19 protein-coding genes are annotated in these 18636 nt (G+C 64.8%); 10 read left to right on the forward strand and 9 right to left on the reverse strand.

Going from position 1 to position 18636, the window contains the following annotated elements; genetic code table 11:
• Position 1: 1 nt before the first annotated feature.
• The gene (locus U6115_RS10075; protein ID WP_043581168.1) at positions 2-1036 is read right to left on the reverse strand and encodes an LLM class flavin-dependent oxidoreductase; all 1035 of its coding nucleotides are present in this window, start codon (positions 1034-1036) and stop codon (positions 2-4) included.
• Between the two features lie 185 nt (positions 1037-1221).
• On the opposite strand from U6115_RS10075, the gene U6115_RS10080 reads away from it, so the two are divergent.
• Positions 1222-1620 carry a nuclear transport factor 2 family protein gene (locus tag U6115_RS10080; RefSeq protein WP_043581170.1) on the forward strand — a complete coding sequence of 133 codons (399 nt, stop codon included), beginning with the start codon at positions 1222-1224 and terminating at the stop codon, positions 1618-1620.
• Between the two features lie 66 nt (positions 1621-1686).
• On the opposite strand, the gene U6115_RS10085 is transcribed toward U6115_RS10080, so the two are convergent.
• Positions 1687-2352, reverse strand: coding sequence for a 7-cyano-7-deazaguanine/7-aminomethyl-7-deazaguanine transporter (locus U6115_RS10085; RefSeq protein WP_043581173.1), 666 nt, complete (start codon positions 2350-2352; stop codon positions 1687-1689).
• Between the two features lie 277 nt (positions 2353-2629).
• Between U6115_RS10085 and U6115_RS10090 the strand changes: the two genes are divergently transcribed.
• A complete protein-coding gene (locus U6115_RS10090; protein ID WP_043581175.1) occupies positions 2630-4246 on the forward strand; it encodes a methyl-accepting chemotaxis protein in 1617 nt (538 codons plus the stop codon).
• Positions 4247-4353: 107 nt separating this feature from the next.
• Here the strand turns inward: U6115_RS10090 and U6115_RS10095 are convergent, their stop codons facing one another.
• The gene (locus U6115_RS10095) at positions 4354-4545 is read right to left on the reverse strand and encodes a hypothetical protein (RefSeq protein ID WP_043581177.1); all 192 of its coding nucleotides are present in this window, start codon (positions 4543-4545) and stop codon (positions 4354-4356) included.
• A 1-nt stretch (position 4546) separates the two neighbouring features.
• Entirely contained in the window at positions 4547-4918 is a 372-nt protein-coding gene (locus tag U6115_RS10100) for a hypothetical protein (RefSeq protein WP_059184307.1), read from the reverse strand.
• A gap of 41 nt (positions 4919-4959) precedes the next feature.
• Between U6115_RS10100 and U6115_RS10105 the strand changes: the two genes are divergently transcribed.
• The 6 genes from U6115_RS10105 (at position 4960) to tauD (ending at position 10161) form a co-directional block, all read left to right on the forward strand.
• Complete coding sequence (locus U6115_RS10105; protein ID WP_146008333.1) at positions 4960-5571, forward strand: WbuC family cupin fold metalloprotein; 612 nt, start codon at positions 4960-4962, stop codon at positions 5569-5571.
• The gene (locus U6115_RS10110; RefSeq protein ID WP_043581181.1) at positions 5555-6307 is read left to right on the forward strand and encodes a helix-turn-helix transcriptional regulator; all 753 of its coding nucleotides are present in this window, start codon (positions 5555-5557) and stop codon (positions 6305-6307) included. The genes U6115_RS10105 and U6115_RS10110 overlap by 17 nt, the downstream gene beginning before the upstream one ends.
• A gap of 382 nt (positions 6308-6689) precedes the next feature.
• Positions 6690-7676, forward strand: a complete 987-nt coding sequence (gene tauA, locus U6115_RS10115) for a taurine ABC transporter substrate-binding protein (RefSeq protein ID WP_043581183.1) — start codon at positions 6690-6692, stop codon at positions 7674-7676.
• A 2-nt stretch (positions 7677-7678) separates the two neighbouring features.
• Positions 7679-8464, forward strand: coding sequence for a taurine ABC transporter ATP-binding subunit (tauB, locus tag U6115_RS10120; RefSeq protein WP_043581185.1), 786 nt, complete (start codon positions 7679-7681; stop codon positions 8462-8464).
• Positions 8461-9309: a taurine ABC transporter permease TauC gene (gene tauC / locus U6115_RS10125; protein ID WP_080770365.1), complete on the forward strand. Its 849-nt coding sequence runs from the start codon at positions 8461-8463 to the stop codon at positions 9307-9309. Before tauB ends, tauC begins: the two co-directional genes overlap by 4 nt.
• Before the next feature lie 18 nt (positions 9310-9327).
• Positions 9328-10161 carry a taurine dioxygenase gene (gene tauD / locus U6115_RS10130; protein WP_043581187.1) on the forward strand — a complete coding sequence of 278 codons (834 nt, stop codon included), beginning with the start codon at positions 9328-9330 and terminating at the stop codon, positions 10159-10161.
• A 76-nt stretch (positions 10162-10237) separates the two neighbouring features.
• Here the strand turns inward: tauD and dbpA are convergent, their stop codons facing one another.
• On the reverse strand, positions 10238-11620 hold the full coding sequence (gene dbpA / locus U6115_RS10135) for an ATP-dependent RNA helicase DbpA (protein ID WP_043581189.1): 1383 nt from the start codon (positions 11618-11620) through the stop codon (positions 10238-10240).
• Between the two features lie 161 nt (positions 11621-11781).
• Complete coding sequence (locus U6115_RS10140; protein ID WP_047243744.1) at positions 11782-13410, reverse strand: methyl-accepting chemotaxis protein; 1629 nt, start codon at positions 13408-13410, stop codon at positions 11782-11784.
• A 277-nt stretch (positions 13411-13687) separates the two neighbouring features.
• On the opposite strand from U6115_RS10140, the gene U6115_RS10145 reads away from it, so the two are divergent.
• A complete protein-coding gene (locus U6115_RS10145; protein WP_043577265.1) occupies positions 13688-14935 on the forward strand; it encodes a TIGR03862 family flavoprotein in 1248 nt (415 codons plus the stop codon).
• 98 nt (positions 14936-15033) lie between these two features.
• On the forward strand, positions 15034-15396 hold the full coding sequence (locus U6115_RS10150; protein ID WP_043577263.1) for a YkgJ family cysteine cluster protein: 363 nt from the start codon (positions 15034-15036) through the stop codon (positions 15394-15396).
• Here the strand turns inward: U6115_RS10150 and U6115_RS10155 are convergent.
• The 3 genes from U6115_RS10155 to U6115_RS10165 are packed head-to-tail and all read right to left on the reverse strand — an operon-like array spanning position 15393 to position 18633.
• On the reverse strand, positions 15393-16310 hold the full coding sequence (locus U6115_RS10155) for an alpha/beta hydrolase (protein WP_043577260.1): 918 nt from the start codon (positions 16308-16310) through the stop codon (positions 15393-15395). The genes U6115_RS10150 and U6115_RS10155 overlap by 4 nt on opposite strands.
• Before the next feature lie 29 nt (positions 16311-16339).
• On the reverse strand, positions 16340-17761 hold the full coding sequence (locus U6115_RS10160) for an efflux transporter outer membrane subunit (protein WP_043577257.1): 1422 nt from the start codon (positions 17759-17761) through the stop codon (positions 16340-16342).
• A complete protein-coding gene (locus U6115_RS10165) occupies positions 17758-18633 on the reverse strand; it encodes an efflux RND transporter periplasmic adaptor subunit (protein ID WP_043577255.1) in 876 nt (291 codons plus the stop codon). The genes U6115_RS10160 and U6115_RS10165 overlap by 4 nt, the downstream gene beginning before the upstream one ends.
• Positions 18634-18636: the final 3 nt, after the last annotated feature.

Below are 18636 nucleotides of genomic sequence, written 5' to 3' on the forward strand. Positions count from 1 at the left end.
TTCAATTCGCGGCGGCGGGCGCGGCCTGTGCGGTTTTCAGCTGCGGCAGGATGTCGGCGACGATCTCGCAGCAGCGCAGGCGGTCGGAGAAATCGTGGCAATCGACCGACAGCATGATTTCGTCGGCGCCGGTCTCGTCCAGCAGTTTTTGCAGCCCGGCCTTCACCGTCGCCGGTCCGCCGAACACCGCCGCGCCCAGCCATTCGTGGCGCACGGAGAATTCCTCGCGCGGATTCCACAGTCCGTCCATGCTGTCCACCGGCGCGGGCAGCGGCTGGCGGTCGCCGCGGATCAGGTTGAGGAATTTCTGGTACGGGGTGGTGGCGAGGCGGCGGGCTTTTTCGTCGCTGTCGGCCGCCAGCGCCGGGATGCATATCATCGCGTATGGCTTGGCCAGGGCGGCGGATGGCTGGAACAGGTGGCGATACAGTTGCAGCGCCTCGCCCAGCTGGGCCGGGGCGAAGTGGGCGGCGAAAGCGAAGGGCAGGCCCTGCTGCGCCGCCAGCTGCGCGCCGAACAGGCTGGAGCCCAGAATCCATATCGGCACCTCGGTGCCGATGCCGGGAATGGCGCGCACCTGCTGGCCAGCCTGCGCCGGCGCCAGATAGCTGCGCAGCTCCGCCACTTGCTGCGGGAAGTCTTCGCCGGCGAAGCGGTCCCGGCGCAGCGCGCGGGCGGTGAGGGGGTCAGTGCCGGGCGCGCGGCCCAGGCCCAGGTCGATGCGGCCGGGGAACAGCGTGGCCAGCGTGCCGAATTGCTCGGCCACCACCAAGGGCGCGTGGTTGGGCAGCATGATGCCGCCGGAGCCGACCCGCATGCTTTGGGTGTGGGCGGCGATCTGGCCCAGCAGCACCGCGGTGGCGGAGCTGGCTACGCCGGCCATATTGTGATGCTCGGCCACCCAGAAGCGGGTGTAGCCCAGTTGTTCGACGTGCTGCGCCAGCCGCACGCTGTTTTGCAGCGCCTGGGCGGCGTCGCCGCCGGCGACGATGGGGGCCAGCTCCAGCATGGAGAGGCGCGGGGCGGAAGAGATCATGTGCGAAGCCTATCAGAGAGCAGGCGCGCCGCGGCGCGCGCGATCCGCCTAGTATACGGCCGGCGCCGCGCGCCGGCTGCGGCGGCATGGAATATGAATATGCCGGTTTGGCCGCCGGCCAGGCTTGAATTGGCGCGGTCTTGGCTATATTTGAGAACCATTCTTGTTTTCCTGAAGGAAGCCCCATGACTCAACGCAGCAATCTCGACATCGTCCGCGCCACTTACGAAGGCAAGTCGGAGGACAACGGCCGCAACCTGCTGGCGGCGCTGGCGCCGGACGCGGCGTGGACCGAGGCGGCAGGCTTCCCGTACGCTGGCACCTATGTCGGCCCGCAGGCCATCGTCGAAAACGTGTTCCAGCGGCTGGGCAGCGAGTGGGACGGCTACCGCGCGGCGGTGGACCGCTATTTCGTCGACGGCGACAACGTGGTGGCGCAGGGCTTCTACCACGGCACTTATCGCGCTACCGGCAAAAGCTTCAGCGCGTCCTTCGCCCATGTCTACACGCTGAAGGGCGGCAAGATCGTCAAGTTCGAGCAGATCGTCGACAGCGCCAAGGTGTGGGAGGCGATGCGGGGCTGATCCTCGCCGCGCCATGCGCAACGGCCAGCTCCGCAGGGGGCTGGCCGTTTTGTTTTGCCGGGACGCTCAGGCCGGCTGCAGCTGTTCGCCGATGCCGGCGCGCAGCAGGCGCTTCACTATCATTTTCAGCACCACGCCGTACATGGGCAGGAAGAACAGCATGCAGATCAGCACCTTGAAGCTGTAGTCCACCAGGGCGATCTCCACCCAGTTGGCGGCCATGAACGGGTCGCTGCTCTTGTAGAAGGCGATGAAGAAGAAGGACAGCGTGTCGCTGATGTTGCCGAGGAACATCGCGGCGGCCGGCGCCACCCACCAGGCCTTGAGCTGGCGCAGGCGGTTGAACACCTGCACGTCCAGGATCTGGCCCAGCGCGTAGGCGGCGAAGCTGGCGGCGGCGATGCGGGCGACGAACAGGTTGAACTGCTCCAGCGCCGCCATGCCCTGCCATCCGCCCTGGTAGAACAGCGTGGACACCAGGTAGGAGATGAGCAGCGCCGGCACCATCGCCGCCAGGATGATGCGCCGGGCCAGCGGCGCGCCGAAAATGCGCACGGTCAGGTCGGTGGCCAGGAAGATGAACGGAAAGGTGAACGCGCCCCAGGTGGTGTGGAAGCCGAACACGGTGATAGGCAGCTGCACCAGGTAGTTGCTGGAAGCGATGATGGCGATATGGAACAGCGACAGCTGGACCAGCGCGGACAGGCGCTGCCGGTCGGTGAAGGCGAACATGGATGCATCCTTTTTGCTGAATGGGGTGAGGGAACCCAGTGAGTTTCGGTTGGCGCCGCCGCGGTTTTCCGCGCACCGATGCCGCAAGCAAGGGGCGAAATCATACCCTGTTTTATCTATACATGAAAATACTTTCGAATAATCAAGGCGCTGGCGGACTGCCATGCGCGATTTTCGGCGCATTGATTTATTGTTTGTTGGATAAACAAAGCTATAAATATCCTAAGTAAATTCTCGTAAACCGAGTCTGAAGCGCTTGGCCTGCAAGGAGTTGGACATGACGATTACCAAGAGACTGCTGTTGACCACCGTGCTGGCCCTGCTGGCGATGCTGGCCCTGGGCGTGCAGGGCTTGTGGAAACAGCAGCAGGCGAACGACCGCTTCGATTACATGAAGATCAACACTTTTCCCAGCATCCACACCCTGGACGACGCCAAGGAGGCGCTGGCGGACGTGAGGCTGACCTTGGCGCGCAGCGTCGCGCTGTCCGATCCGGCGGCCAAGAAGGCGGAGTTCGCCGCGCTGGCCGATCTGGACAAGCGTTTTGACGCGGCGCTGGACAAGTACGAGAAGGACCTGATCTCAAACGACGACGACCGCAAGCTGCTGCAGGTGGACCGCGACGACATGAAGCTTTACCGCCAGCAGCGCGACAAGTACCTGCAGCTGCTGCAGGGCAGTAATGTGGCGGAGGCGGACAAGCTGATGACCGGCGACATGTCCAACGAGGCCAAGGCGCTGAACCAGGCGCTGATCGACCACATCGAGTTCAACTACAAGCTCGCCGACCAACTGAGCAAGGACAACGACGCGGCCTATGCCGCCGCGTGGTGGCAATCGGCGATATTGATCGGCCTGGCCGTCGTGATATGCGGCTGGCTCAGCGGCCATCTGTTCCTCAACATCCGCAGCAGCCTGGAGCAGACGCTGAGCACCATGCAGTCGGTGCGGACTTCGCTGGACTTCCGCCTGCGCGCGCCGGTGGCGAGGATGGACGAGATCGGCAAGACCGCCACCGCCTTCAATGAGCTGATGGCCAGGCTGCAGCAGAGCTTCCAGGAGATCCGCGGCAGCGTGACCGCGATGGAGGATGCCATCGTCCATATGGCCGACTCCTCCGGCCACATCGCCCATAGTTCGGTGCAGCAGAGCGAATCGGCGTCGGCGATGGCGGCGGCGGTGGAGCAGGTGACGGTCAGCATCAACCACGTCGCCGACCGTGCCCGCGAGGCCAACCACCAGGCGCGCGAGGCTGGCGAGATCGCCGACCGCGGCAGCCGGGTGGTGCTGGGCACGGTGGACGGCATCAGCGCGGTGGCCGAATCGGTGGGCGAGGCGTCCGACCGGATAGGCAAGCTGCGGGAAGACAGCGTCACCATCGCCACGGTGCTGGGCGTGATCAAGGACATAGCCGACCAGACCAATCTTCTGGCGCTGAACGCGGCGATCGAAGCGGCCCGCGCCGGCGAGATGGGGCGCGGCTTCGCGGTGGTGGCGGACGAGGTGAGAAAGCTGGCCGAGCGCACCGCCAGTTCCACCACCGAGATTTCCGCGGTGATAGACAAGATGCAGCAAGGCACCCAGGCGGCGGTGACCGGCATGCAGCAGGTGGTGGACCGGGTCAACCAGGAGGCGGAGAAGGCGCGCGGGGCCAGCGACGCCATCCAGCAGATCAAGACCAATTCCGAGCACAGCACGCTGTTGATCGGCGAGATTTCCGACAGCATCGTCGAGCAGGGCAGCGCCAGCAACACCATCGCGCAGAAGGTGGAGCAGATCGCCCAGATGGCGGAAGCCAATTCCAAAGCCTCGTCCGATTCGGCCAGTTCGGCGCAGCAGCTGAAAGAGCAGGCCGGCCATATCCAGAAGACGGTGGCGCAGTACCAAGTGTAAACACGGACAACGAGAGGGTCGGGGAAGACCGGACAGGGCCGAAAGGCCCTGTTTTTTTGGATCGGACGTTTTGCAGGAAAAGCGATAAGCAAGCCGGGATTAATTACTTAGCCGGGCGCGGCGCGCTTGAAGGCATCGCGGATCAAGGCTATATCCGCGTGGCTAACCTTGTAGCACTCAATCTCTGCGTTGCTGATCTCTGTTGGGCTGAAATAGCCCGCAAGCAGCACGATGGCGTCATGGCAGTCGTCTTTGTTTTCCAGTCTAAGACTTCTCGCCCGCTGAAAATCAATCACCATATTAGTTCAGCTCCCAGCCTGGCGGCAGCTCTGGGTGGGTAAGCCAGTAGCTGAGGCATTGCTTATCCAGCGTATCGCTCCATTGGTAGATACCCGCTCCGTTGTAGTAGAGCACCGGTTTGAGGTCGATGTAAGCGATGACAGATGCTCTTGGTTGATAAAACGGAGATGCCAACATGTCGCTAACCGATACCTCGTCTATGCAGACCATGTCGGCTATCTTGCCATGTGGCCATGAACAGGCCTCAAGCTGGAGCAGTTCGTCATCGGGTAAAGAGCAAACATGTTGAGCGATCACTTGGGCGAACACATTTTTGAAAGACAGCAAACCTATACAGGAAGGGTGTTTGTATGCATATTCTTCGGGATTCATGGTGGTAAATTCCAACAGACGGAGGTGGTGGAATTTTATATGTGCTAAGTATTTTTTATGGCGCAATAACAACTGTTCCACATGTCTTTGGCATGTGTTACTATAAAGGCATTTTGCAAATAGTTCCACAAGGAACAATCAACGTGCAGACAATAAAGTCCAAACTTATTAGCAATGACTATATCGAAACTGTTATTGAAGAAAGCAAAGGGGTACCTAGGAAGCGTATCCCGATACTTGTTCACGATAGTTATGATGAAATTCCACAGCGCTTTGTAAATTGCATGGCATCGGACTCTTATATTAAGCCGCATAAGCATGAAAGCGATAATCAATGGGAGCTAGTAACTTGGATGTCAGGGGAGATGCTTATTGTCATCTTTGATGATTTAGGCGGAATTCTGAATAAAGTTAAAATAGGGCAGCGAAGTAATCGCATAATGGAGATACAGCGTAATCAGTATCACAGTTATGTGCCCTTGTCTGATTGTGCATATCTTGAGATAAGGAATTGCAGGTTTGTTTATGGCCAGCCGGAGGTCGATAGGACATTTGCTAGTTGGGCTCCGGATGAGGGAAGCATCGAAGTGAATGATTTTGTCGCCTGGCTTAAGAGGGCAGATATTGGAAAACGGTATGGACAAGACGGATAAGTACTTTCAGATTATAAATTGTAGCCCTGTTCCTACATTTTGGAAGAACGCTGAACGATATTTCATGGGTTGCAACCAAAAGTTCTTGGATATGGTTGATGTTGAAAATATTGATAGCCTTCTTGAGAAGCGAGATATTGACTTGCCTTGGGCTCGTAACTGGGAGCAATTCGAGAGGGACGATCGACAAGTATTGGAGGCCGGGCAGATAGTATCGAGGTTGGAACAGATTCCATCTGGCGATGGTGAGGTGGTTTGGTCTGAAACCATCAAACATCCGATTGTGCAAGACGGAGAAATTGCAGGGCTTGTTGGTTTTTGTAAGGATGTAACAATTGAAAGGAGATTGCAGGAGATAGAGCGGGAGAGAAGTATTGATAAGCTGCACTTGCAACTGGCTGACTTGGTTGGCAAGTTTATGAATGAAGTTCAGCACACCAAGCTATCAATCGTTGAGCAGCGTGTCGGGTTAAGCCAGAGGAGTGAGGGGATAGGTAGGCGGCAAATCAGTTTGAGTAGTCGAGAGAGTGAAATTATTTACTATCTATCTATTTATAAATCCCCTAAAGAGATAGCAAGGATACTGTCGGTTCTTCATGGGAAAGATATTTCAGTTCGGGCGGTACAGACAGCGATCAGCGATAGATTGTATGTCAAATTCGATGTCAACACCACAAGTCAATTGTTGGAGCGGGCTGCAGTTCATAATTTGATACCGTTGCGTATGCCCAGTTAGTTGTTTTTTAAAATAGTTTGAGTGCGGCACCTTCTTTCTATGGCTTGTTTTGTCAAGGCCTTGGCGGTGGTAATTTTAAAGGCTTTGTGCTTTGCATGATTTTCGTAATGGATGGCAGCAAGCAGGAAACAGGTGATGTGATGTAGGGTGTATTTCGTTTTCCATCTGAAGTGACAAGTTGGCATTGGCGCTAGTAAGAGTAGCCTACGGATTGACATGGGTGGTTAAGTCGAATTTTTTGCTGCTCTGGGCGTGAAGCATTGGGTTGGTCATCGAGTATATTCAATAAAGTGTAAAGCTTTTTATAAATCAGCATTTAGCCTATGGAGGTAGGCTTGTTAGATTGGTACGATATTTCCAACTCGTACCAAATGGACAAGCCATGGCGAAACCGCGCGCATTTCTCAAACTGATCCTTTCCGCCGCATTGGCCGTTTCGGGCGTCGCTGCGGCGGCGGATGCCATCACCGTCGGCTACCAGACCGGCATCGACCCCACCAAGGTGCCGCAGGCCGACGGCGCCTATGAGAAAGCCACCGGCAGCCGCATCAACTGGCGCAAGTTCGACAGCGGCGCCGACCTGATCGCCGCGGTGGCTTCAGGCGATGTGGCCATCGGCAATATCGGCTCCAGCCCGCTGGCGGCCGCCGCCAGCCGCGGCCTGCCGATCGAAACCTTCCTGGTGGCCGACGAAATCGGCTCCGCCGAGGCGCTGGTGGCGCGCAAGGGCAGCGGCATCGCCAAGCCGCAGGATCTGATCGGCAAGAAGGTGGCGGTGCCTTTCGTCTCCACCACCCATTACAGCTTGCTGGCCGCGCTGCACCACTGGGGCGTGGACCCGGCCAAGGTGAATATCCTCAATCTGCGCCCCGGCGAGATTGCCGCCGCCTGGCAGCGCGGCGACATCGACGCCGCCTACGTTTGGGACCCGGCGCTGGGCAAGATCAAGCCCGGCGGCGCGGTGCTGACCAGCTCGGCCGAGGTGGCCAAGTGGGGGGCGCCCACCTACGACATCTGGGTGGTGCGCAAGGACTTCGCCGCCGCCCATCCCGAGTTCGTCTCCCGCTTCGCCAAGGTGTCGCTGGACGCCATCGCCGGCTACCAGGCGAATCCGCAGGCCTTCATCGCCAACGCCGCCAATATCGCCAAGATCAGCCGGCTGACCGGCGCCGCCGCGCCGGACGTGGTGGTGGGGCTGAAGGGCAACCGCTTCCTCGGCCGCGACGAACAGGCCGCGCTGCTGCAATCGCCGTTCGTGGCGGCGGTGGGCAAGACCGCGGCCTTTCTGAAGGCGCAGGGCAAGGTGGAATCGCTGCAGCCGGATTACGGCCCCTACGTGACCAACCGCTTCGTCAAGACGGCGCGCTAAACATGGCCGCCCTGATCGCCGACCGGGTGTCGGTCCGTTATCCCGGCCAGGCGCAACCGGCGCTGGACGGGGTGTCGCTGAACGTGGGGCCGGGCGAGCTGGCAGTGGCGCTGGGGCCGTCGGGCTGCGGCAAGACCACCTTGCTCAATCTGTTCGCCGGCTTCCAGTTTCCCGATTCCGGCAGCGTGCGCTTCGGCGGCGCGCCGGTAACCGGGCCGGGCGCGGAGCGCGCGGTGGTGTTCCAGCAGCACGCCTTGCTGCCGTGGCTGAACGCGCTGGACAACGTCGCCTTCGGCTTGCGTCTGCGCGGCGTGCCGCGCGCCGAGCGTCGGGAGCTGGCGCAGAAGGCGCTGGAACAGGTGGACCTGGCCGAGGCCGGCGCCCGCTACCCCTGGCAGCTGTCCGGCGGGCAGAAGCAGCGCGTCGGCATCGCCCGCGCCTTGGCCGGCCGCGCCGGCACGCTGCTGATGGACGAGCCTTTCGGCGCGCTGGACGCCTTCACCCGCGAGCAGATGCAGGAGCTGCTGCTCAAGGTATGGGCGGAGTCCGGCGGCAGCGTGTTTCTGATCACCCACGACATCGAAGAGGCGCTGTTCCTCGCCACCGAGCTGGTGTTGATGTCGCCGGGGCCGGGCCGCATCGTCAAGACGCTGCGCCCGCCGTTCAGCCGCCGCTGGCGCGCCGGCGACAGCGCGCGGGCGATCAAGTCCGATCCGGAATTCATCGCGCTGAGAGAACAACTGCTGGCCGACGTGTTCGCCCAGCGCAGACAAGAGGCATGGGCATGAGCGGCATTGAAACCACGGCGGAGGCGGAGTTGTTGTCCGTTTCCTCTCGGATCGAGGGCAGCCCGAGGCGGGAACGCGAGCCCTCCCGGCTATGGCTGGGCGTTGCCAGCCTGGCATTGCTGCTGGGCGGCTGGTGGCTGCTGGCGCACAGCGGCTGGGTGCCGGCGTTGTTTCTGCCCGCGCCGGAGGCGGTATTGAACAAGCTGTTTGTCGTCGCCGGCCAGGGCTTCATGGACGCCACGCTGTGGCAGCACCTGGAGGCCAGCCTGCAACGCATCGCGCTGGCGCTGATGGCGGCGGCGGCGGTCGGCGTGCCGCTGGGCGCGCTGATGGGGCGCAGCCGGCTGGCACAGGGCTTGCTTGATCCCATGCTGGAGGCATATCGTCCGGTGCCGCCGCTCGCCTACCTGCCATTGATCGTGATCTGGTTCGGCATAGGCGAGCTGTCCAAGGTGCTGCTGATTTTCCTGGCCATCCTGGCGCCGGTGGTCATCGCCACCCGCCATGGCGTGGCCCAAGTCAGCCGCAACCGGCTGCGCGCCGCGCAAAGCCTGGGCGCCAGCCGCGCGCAGTTGCTGTGGCTGGTGGTGCTGCCCGAGGCGCTGCCGCAGATCCTGACCGGCATCCGCATCGGCTTGGGCGCGGGCTGGTCCACGCTGGTGGCGGCGGAACTGGTGGCGGCCACGCGCGGGCTGGGTTTCATGGTGCAGTCGGCGGCGCAGTTTCTGGTCACCGATGTGGTGGTGCTGGGCATCCTGGTGATCGCCGCGGTGGCCTTCGCGCTGGAGCTGGGTCTGCGGGCCTTGCAGCGCCGGCTGGCGCCTTGGCATGGACAACAAGACTAAATACAAGAGGGGATACGCATGAGTTTGCAATTGACCCGCCTGAGCCCGGCGCTGGGCGCGGTGGTGGAGGGGATAGACCTGGCGCGGCCGTTGGACGACGAGCAGCGTCGGGCAGTGAACGAGGCGCTGCTGCGCTACCAGGTGCTGTTTTTCCGCGGCCAGGACATCACCCCGCTGCAGCAGCGCAATTTCGCGGTGCGCTTCGGCGACCTGCACACCCACCCGATCTATCCGCAGCACCCGGAGGCGCGCGAGATCATGGTGTTGGACACCGATGTGGTGGATTTGCAGGACAACGCGATCTGGCACACCGACGTCACCTTCATCGAAACCCCGCCGCTGGGCGGAGTGCTGGCGGCGCGCGAGCTGCCGGAGCTGGGCGGCGACACGCTGTGGGCCAGCGGCATCGCCGCCTACGAAGCGTTGTCGGCCAGCCTGAAGGCCAGGCTGGAAGGCCTGAGCGCGGTGCATGATTTCGCCAAATCCTTCCCGCTGGCGCGCTACGGCGTCACCGACGAAGACCGCCGCCGCTGGGACGAGACGCGGCGCAAGCATCCGCCGATCAGCCACCCGCTGGTGCGCATCCACCCGGAAAGCGGCCGCCGGGCGCTGTTCGTCAGCGAGGGCTTCACCGTCGCGGTCAACGATCTGCCGGAAGCCGAGGGCCAGGCCTTGCTGCAGTTCCTGTTCGCCCACCAGTCCAAGCCGGAGTTTTCGATACGCTGGCGCTGGCAGCCGGGCGACGTGGCGTTCTGGGACAACCGCTGCACCATCCACTACGCGGTGGACGACTACCGGCCGGCGCGGCGGGTGATGCACCGGGCGACGATACTGGGCGACCGGCCGTACTAAGTGCCGATTTTGCGTTGCGCCAGCCAGCAAAAAAGGCCATCCCGCGGGATGGCCTTTTTCTTGATGGCGGAATGGATCAGCCGACCAGCCGCATCTTGAATTGCTTGCCCTTGATCTTGCATTGCGACAGCTTGGCCAGCGCTTGTTCGGCGATGGCGCGGTCCAGCGCGACGAAGCTCGCGAATTCGAAGATATTGATCTTGCCGATCTGGCTGCCGGCGAAGCCGGCGTCGCCGGTCAGCGCGCCCAGCAGGTCGCCCGGGCGCAGCTTTTCGCGTTTGCCGCCGGCGATCTCCAGCGTCACCATCGGCGGCAGCAGCGGGCCGCCGGGCGCAGGTGTCAGCTCTTCCACGTCGGCCCAGGTCAGGTCGGCCTGCTGGTAGTTTTCGATCTGCACCAGGCGCTTGGCCTCGCTGTCGGTGGCCAGGGTCAGCGCCAGGCCGTGCTGCTCGCCGCGGCCGGTGCGGCCGATGCGGTGGATGTGCACTTCCGGATCATGGGTGACGTCGACGTTGATCACGACGTCCAGTTCCTTGATGTCCAGGCCGCGTGCCGCCACGTCGGTCGCCACCAGCACGGTGGCGCTCTTGTTGGCGAAGCGCAGCAGGATCTGGTCGCGCTCGCGCTGTTCCAGGTCTCCGTGCAGCGTCAGCGCGTTGAAGCCCTGTTCCTGCAGCTCACGCACCAATTCCTTGCAGCGCTCGCGGGTGTTGCAGAAGGCCAGCGCCGAAGTGGGGCGCAGATGGCGCAGGATGCGGCTGACCGTCTCCAGCCGGGTTTCCGGCTTCACCTTGTAGAACCATTGTTCGATGTGGTCGGCGTTGTGCAGCGACTCCACCTTCACTTCCACCGGGTTTCTCAGGAACTGCGAGCTGGCCTTGCGGATGTCTTCCGGGTAGGTGGCGGAGAACAGCAGGGTCTGGCGGGTTTTCGGGCAGGCGCGGACGATGCCGACGATCTCCTCGATGAAGCCCATGTCTATCATGCGGTCCGCCTCGTCCAGCACCAGCGTCTTCACGCCGCTCAGGTTCAGCGTTTCGCGGAACAGGTGGTCCTGCAGCCGGCCCGGCGTGCCCACCACGATATGGGCGCCGTGCTCCAGCGAGCCGATCTGCGGGCCCATCGGCGAGCCGCCGGTCAGCGTCACCACCTTGATGTTGTCGATGGCGCGCGCCAGGCGGCGGATTTCCTGCGCCACCTGGTCGGCCAGCTCGCGCGTCGGGCACATCACCAGCGCCTGCACGCCGAACCAGCGCGGATTGAGGCTGGCCAGCAGGCCCAGCCCGAACGCAGCCGTCTTGCCGCTGCCGGTCTTGGCCTGGGCGATCAGGTCGCGGCCTTCCAGAATGGCGGGCAGGCTGGCGGCCTGGATGGCGGTCATCTGGTGGTAGCCCAGGCTGTCCAGGTTGGACAGCAAGGGGGCGGGCAGGGGCAGGGTGGAAAAAGCGGCTGGTTTCACAATGACTTGGCGCGGTTGGCTAAAGGCTGGGCAGTGTAACAGCAGTGAGGCTCGCGGCCAAATGCCCGGCGCATTTCGCGTGAAAAAAAGCCCGGCGAAGCCGGGCGCTGGGGTCTTCCTATCTAGTTGTATCAGATGCGCTCGTTTCTGCCGGGATAGGCTCACACTTTGAAGCGCGACACCGAATCGGTCAGCCGCTGCGCCAGCGCTTCCAGCTCTTCGGCCGCGCCCACCGTCTGCTGGATGTCGGCGTCGTTGGTGCGCGCCATGTCGGCGATGGCGTCTATGCTCTCATTGACCATCTGGCTGGTGCGGCGCTGCTGCTCGGTGACTTCCACGATCTGCCTGAGGCCGCCGCGCACTTCCGCCACCGACTGGTTGCCGGCGGCCAGCACGCTGGCCACGCTGTCGGCCGACTGGCGGCTGGCGTCCAGCGACGCCAGGCTGGCGGCCACCGCCTGGCGCACCGCGTCGGTCTTGCTGTTGAGCGAGCCGGTGACGGTATCGATCTCGCTGGCGGATTTGGCCGACTTCTCCGCCAGCTTCCTCACCTCGTCGGCCACCACCGCGAAGCCGCGGCCCTGCTCGCCGGCGCGGGCGGCTTCTATCGCCGCGTTCAGCGCCAGCAGATTGGTTTGTTCGGCGATTTCGCGCACCTCGCGGGTCATGGTGGTGATGATGGCGGTGGAGTTGGCCAGGTCGCTTTCAGCCTGGGCCATCAACTGCACCGCTTCTTGCACCTGGCCCACTTCCTGCTGCAATTGGCGCAGGCTTTGCCGGCCCTGTTCCGAGCGCTGCAGGCTTTCTTCGGCGCCGTTGCTGACCTGCTCCGCCTGGCCGGCGATTTCGCCGATGTGCGAGGCCAGCTGTTCCACCGCTTCGGCGGCGGCCAGCGACTGGCTGTTCTGGCGGTGGGAGCTGGCGGCCAGCTGATTGGCGCCGCCGGAGAGGCGGCGCGACGATTGCGCCACCGCGTTGGCCGAATCGCTGACCTGGCGCACCAGGTCGGCCACCGTGGCCAGCATGCGGTTGAAGTGGCTGGCGGTGGTGCCGATTTCGTCCCTGTGCGCGGCCGGCAGGCGACGGGTGAGGTCGCCTTCGCCCTGGGCCAGCTCTGCCAAGCCGGCCGACATCTCCTGCAGCGGCCGGGTGACGAAGCGGCGGATGAACAGGTAGACCACCGCCAGCAGCGGTAGCGAGGCCAGCAGCGCGAACAGGATGCTCTGGGTGCGGAAGCTGTCCACCGCGGCATACGGCTTTTCCAGCGAGATGCGCATGCTGACCGCGCCCAGCGGGGTCTTGTCCGCCACCTGGTGGCAGGTCATGCAGTTCTTGCCCAGATAATTGGGCGAGGCCAGCGCCGGATACACCACGCGCAATTGTTCGCCTTGTTCCGGCGTGGATTCGATCTCGATGCGCGGTTTGCCGTCTTGCAGGGCAGCGCGCTCCAGGGCATCGCCAGCGCGCGCCTTGTCGCCGGCATTGCCGGGGCCGAACTGCTGGTTGACCGGATCGCCGCGTATCACCCGCAGGTCGCGCACTGCCGACAGCTCGCGGATCTGATCGAGGAACACGTCGCGTTGGCCGACGGTGCCGGTGATCATCATGCCGGTGAGGCCGGCCAGCGTCATTTCATTCATGCTGTGCGCCAGGTCTTTGGCCTGTTCTACCGCGATCTGGCGGCTGGCCTGGGTTTCCCAGGCGATCAAGCCGCTCCAGGCCAATACCAGGCAGGTCCAGATCGCGCCGGTCAGACGCAGCCAGATCGGCCAATCGGAAAATTTTCTCATCGCTTCCCGGGGTGGTGGGCCCCGTCTCCTTGGTTTGTCGCCGCCGCCATGCGGGCGGAGCTATGCCGTGGGAATTCTAGTCGGCGGCGGTTGCCAGGCGTCTGGCCTGGATCAAACAATGCGCGGATAAGGCTTGCCAAGCGGCTCTGGCGCGTGAAAGGCGGGCCGGCGCTTGGGTTTATCGGCGATTTCTGCAACAATCGCGCCCTCGCCGCCGGGCTGCGGCGGCGAGGGCTATTGTGAAAACGGAACGAATTCAGCGGTTTGGGGAGCGGATATGAGTGAAAAGGCAGGGCGCGGCGTCGCCATCATCGGCGGCGGCCCGGCGGGCCTGATGGCGGCGGAGGTGCTGGCCGCGCGCGGCTGCGCGGTGGATGTGTACGACGCGATGCCATCCGTCGGCCGCAAATTCCTGCTGGCCGGGATCGGCGGCCTCAATATCACCCATTCCGAAGCTTACCCGGCCTTCGTCGGCCGCTACGGCGACCGCGCTCAGCAGATCGAGCCGCTGCTGAAGGATTTCGACGCCGACGCGCTGCGCGCCTGGGTGCATGGCCTGGGGGTGGAAACCTTCGTCGGCAGCTCCGGCCGGGTGTTCCCGCGCGAGATGAAGGCCGCGCCGTTGCTGCGCGCCTGGCTCAGCCGGCTGCGCGAAGCCGGCGTGCGCATTCATGTGCGCCACCGCTGGCAGGGCTGGAACGCCGACGGCAGCCTGAAGTTCGACACGCCGGGCGGCGAGCTGGCGGCGCGCGCCGACGCGACGCTGCTGGCGCTGGGTGGCGGCAGTTGGAAGAAGCTGGGTTCGGACGGCCGTTGGCTGCCGTGGCTGGCGGAAAAGGGCGTGGCCACCGCGCCGCTGGCACCGTCCAATTGCGGTTTCGACGCCGCCTGGAGCGAATTTTTCGCCGACAAGTTCGCCGGAGAGCCGCTGAAGTCGGTCGGCCTGGCTTTTCAGGGCGGCGACGGCCGCGCATTCCAGCGCGTCGGCGAGTGCGTGATCACCAAGAGCGGCATCGAAGGCAGCCTGATCTACGCCTGCTCGGCGCTGCTGCGCGACGAGATCGCCCGCGCCGGCTCCGCCACCTGCCACCTGGACCTGATCCCGGCCTGGGACGAGGCCAGGGTGCTAGCCGAAGTGTCGCATCCGCGCGGCTCGCGCTCCTTGTCCAGCCATCTGCAAAGCCGGCTGAACCTGAAGGGCGCGCGCGCCGGCATATTGCGCGAATGCCTGGACAAGAACAGCTTCCAGAATCCGGCGGCGCTGGCGGCGGCGATCAAGCGTTTGCCTGTTACGCTGAAAGCGGCGCGGCCCATCGACGAGGCGATCAGCACCGCCGGCGGCGTCAGCTTTGCCGCGCTGGATGAGAGGCAGATGCTGGCCGCGCTGCCCGGCGTGTTCTGCGCCGGCGAGATGCTGGATTGGGAAGCGCCCACCGGCGGCTATCTGCTGACTGCCTGCTTCGCCAGCGGCCGCGCGGCTGGGCAGGGCATCGCCGACTGGCTGGAGCGGCATGCATCAAAATAGTTTTACTTGAGGACGGCAAGCAGGCCTGACAGAATACTCGGATAGCATTTCATTCGCCCATCCCGGGCGCGATCCGCAACCTGTTTTTCTTGCTTGCCATGAGTGAAAAAAGCAATCCCTGCCAATCCTGCGGCGCGTGCTGCGCCAGCTTCCGCGTATCTTTCTATTGGGCCGAAGCCGATGACGGCGGCGGCTTGGTGCCCAGCCATCTCACCGAAAAGCTCAACGACTGGACCCGCTGCATGCGCGGCACCTGGTCCGCCAGCCCGCGCTGCGCCGCCTTGCAGGGCGAGGTGGGCGACAGCGTCGGCTGTGGGGTGTATCCGCTACGGCCCAGTCCCTGCCGCGAAGTGGAGGCCGGTTCGGCGCAATGCCTGAAGGCGCGCGCCAGCCACGGCTTGCCGGCGCTGCGGGGAGCGCCGGCGGCGGCCAATGAGGCGGCGCCGCTGCTGGCCGGCTAGGCCAGGCTCAGGTCAAAAAAGGCTTGAAGCTTGGCTGCGGCGGCCGCCACGCACGGCTCGCGGTCGTACAGGTCGAAGTGCGAGGCCCAGGCGATCAGGCACAGCTCCTTCGGCTCGGCGGCGGCGGCGATGGCCCGTTCGCTGAAGTAGCGGGTGTCGGCGTCGGCGCCGGCTATCATCAGCAGCGGCCGCTGGGCGAGCATGTCGATGCGGGCGAAGGCGTCGAAGCCGGCCAGCGCGTCCAGCCCGGACAGCACGAAGCGGTTTTCCGCGTTGGGATGATGGCCGCGCGGCGTGCGGTAGTAGTCGTAGGCCTCGCGCAGCAGGCGCTGCGGTTGTTCGGCCGCCGCTTGCGCCGTTTCCGCCAGAGCGCTGCGGGTGGCGGCGGCTTCGCCGCGGTCCTGGGCGGTGCGGTCTTCCGCCGCCGCGGCTAGCAGGCCCTGCAGCTGTTCGGACGAGCGGCTGCCGTTCAGCCCGTCGCGCAGCAGGCTGCCTTGGCAAACCGCGTTGACGGTGGCCACGGCCTGGATGCGCGGGTCGGTGCGGGCGGTGAACACCGCGTAGCCGCCGCCGGCGGCGATGCCCAGCGCGCCGATGCGTCCGGGGTCGACATCAGGCAGGTTGGACAGATAGCTGACCGCCGACTTGATCCCTTCCGCGCGCGAATGGGGCGTTTTCAGATGACGCGGCAGGCCCTCGCTCTCGCCCTGGTAGGCGGTGTCGAACGCCAGCGCGAGATAGCCGTCCTGCGCCAGCCGCTCGGCATAGCGCCCCGCCACCTGCTCCTTGACGCCGGTGAACGGATGGCTGACCACGATGGCCGGGTAGCGCTTCTCCGGTTGATAGTCGGCGGGACGGTACAGATGGCCGACCAGCTCCAGGCCTTCGCTGAGAAAAATCACTTCCTGTTTCATCTTGTTGTCGTTCTGTTCGATTGCTAGGTTCAGCGCGGCGCCTGCTCCCAGCCGCCGCCCAGCGCCAGGAACAGGCTGACCTGATCCAGCGCCACTTGCGCGTCCGACGCCGCCAGCGCCGATTCATTGCCGGCCAGCGCGCGGTCGGCGTCCAGGCTGGCCAGGTAGGGCGCGCGTCCGGCCGCGTACAGCCGGCGGTTGTCCTGCGCGGCGGCATGGGCGTTGTCGCGCGCCGAGCGCAGGTCGGCGTTGCGCTCCAGATCCTTGGCGTAGAAGGTCAGCGCGGTTTCCGTCTCGCGCAGCGCGTTCAGCACCACGCCGTCGAAATGGGCGAGCGCCGCGTCGGCGTCGGCTTCGGCCGCCTTCACCCGGGCGCGGGCCCCGCTGTCGGGGATGGTCCAGCTGATCAGCGGCCCCAGGCTCCAGCGCTGGGTGCGGTCTTCCCCCACGTGTTCCAGCAGGCCGGTGAAGCCGGCCGACGCGCCCAGGCTGACGCTGGGGTAGAGCTGGGCGGTGGCCACGCCGATGCGGGCGGTGGCGGCGGCGAGCTTGCGCTCCGCCTCGCGCACGTCCGGCCGGCGTTTCAACAGCGCCGCGCCGTCGCCGACCGGCAGCGGCTGCTTCAACTGGGGCAGGGCCGAGCAGACGGCGGCGGGCAGCTCGGCCGGGGCCTTGCCCAGCAGCGCGGCCAGGCGGAAGCGGGCGGCGTCCTGCTCCGCCTGCAGGCGCGGCAGCGCGGCGCGCTGGATGTCGGCCTGGGCCTGGGCGCGCTCCACATCGGTGGCGCGGCCGCGTCCGGCGGACTGCATCCGCTTGGCCATCGCCACGCCGCGGTTCTGTAGATCCAGCTCGTGCCTGGCCACCGCCAGCTGGTGTCCGGCGGCGCAGCCCTGGACATAGGCGCGCACGGTTTCCGCCGCCACCGTGGTCCGCGCCAGATCCATCGCCGCCTCGGTGGCCTGGGTGCCGGCGCGGGCGGCTTCCTCGGCGCGGGCCAGCTTGCCGAACAGGTCGATCTCGTAGCCGATTTGCAGGCCGCCGTCGCCGACATTGGCCACCGGCAGCTTTTTCTCCAGCAGGTAGGCCTCGCCGGAATCCTGGCTGCGCTGGACGGTGGCGGACACGCTGGCGTGGGGATCGCGCTCGGCGTTGACCGAGGCTTCCACCGCCATCGCCTTGCGCAGATTGGCCGCGGCGGCGCGGATGTCGGCGTTGGCTGTCAGCGCTTCCTCCACCAAGCTGTCCAGCCTGGCGTCGTCATACAGCCGCCACCAGCCGGCGGGGACCGGCTGCTGGGCGAAGGCCGCATGGTTGGCCGACTGGAAGGCGGCGTTGGCGGCGGGCTTGCCCAGCGCGGCTTGCGAAGGCAGATGGTAATCCGGGCCGACGGCGACGCAGCCGGCCAGCGCGCCGGCCAGGCTCAGCGCGCTCAGCTTCAGCGCGGCTTTCATGAGCGGCCTCCCTGCCGCACCGACACGGTGGCGGTGCGGCCGGCGATCAGCCGGAAATTGGCCGGCACTTCGTCCAGCGCGATGCGCACCGGGATGCGCTGCGCCAGCCGCACCCAGTTGAAGGTGGGGTTGACGTTGGGCAGCAGCGAGGCGCCGTTGCTGCGGTCGCGGTTTTCGATGCCGGCGGCGATGCTCTGCACGTGGCCGCGCAGCTTGCGCGATTCGCCCATGATCTGGATGTCCACCGGCTGGTTCGGCGCCACGCCGCCCAGCTTGGTTTCCTCGAAATAGCCGTCGACATGGAAGGAGCGGGCGTCGACGATGGACAGCGCCGCGCGGCCGCCGGCGGCGTAATCGCCGGCGCGCGGCGTGCGGTCGTTCAGGTAGCCGTCCACGGGGCTTTTCACCTCGGTGCGCTCCAGATTCAGCCGGGCCACGCCGACGGCGGCCTCGGCGGCGGCCAGCGTGGCCTCGCCCAGCTGCACCTTGGCGTCGCCCTCTTCGCGGGCCTCGGCGGCCACCAGGTCGGCCAGCGAGTGATTGCGCGCGGCTTCGCGGCGGGCCTGGGCCAGCGTGGCGCGCTGCGCGGCGAGGGCGGCTTCGGCCTGGCGCAGCGCCAGTTCGTAATGCGCGCGGTCCACCACGAACAGCACCTGGCCTTTCTTGACCAGCTGGTTGTCGGCCACCTTCACCTCGGTGATCAGCCCGGACACGTCCGGCGCCACCTGCACCACGTCGGCGGCGATATGGCCGTCGCGCGTCCACGGCGCGTCGGTGTAATAAACCCAGATATGCCGCACCACCACGATGGCGACGGCGAGTGTGGCCAGGGTCAGCAGCACGGACCCGGCTTTGCGAATGCGGTTGTTCATGAT

It is taken from the genome of Chromobacterium subtsugae, assembly GCF_035919665.1.
In the GTDB taxonomy this organism is placed as follows: domain Bacteria; phylum Pseudomonadota; class Gammaproteobacteria; order Burkholderiales; family Chromobacteriaceae; genus Chromobacterium; species Chromobacterium subtsugae.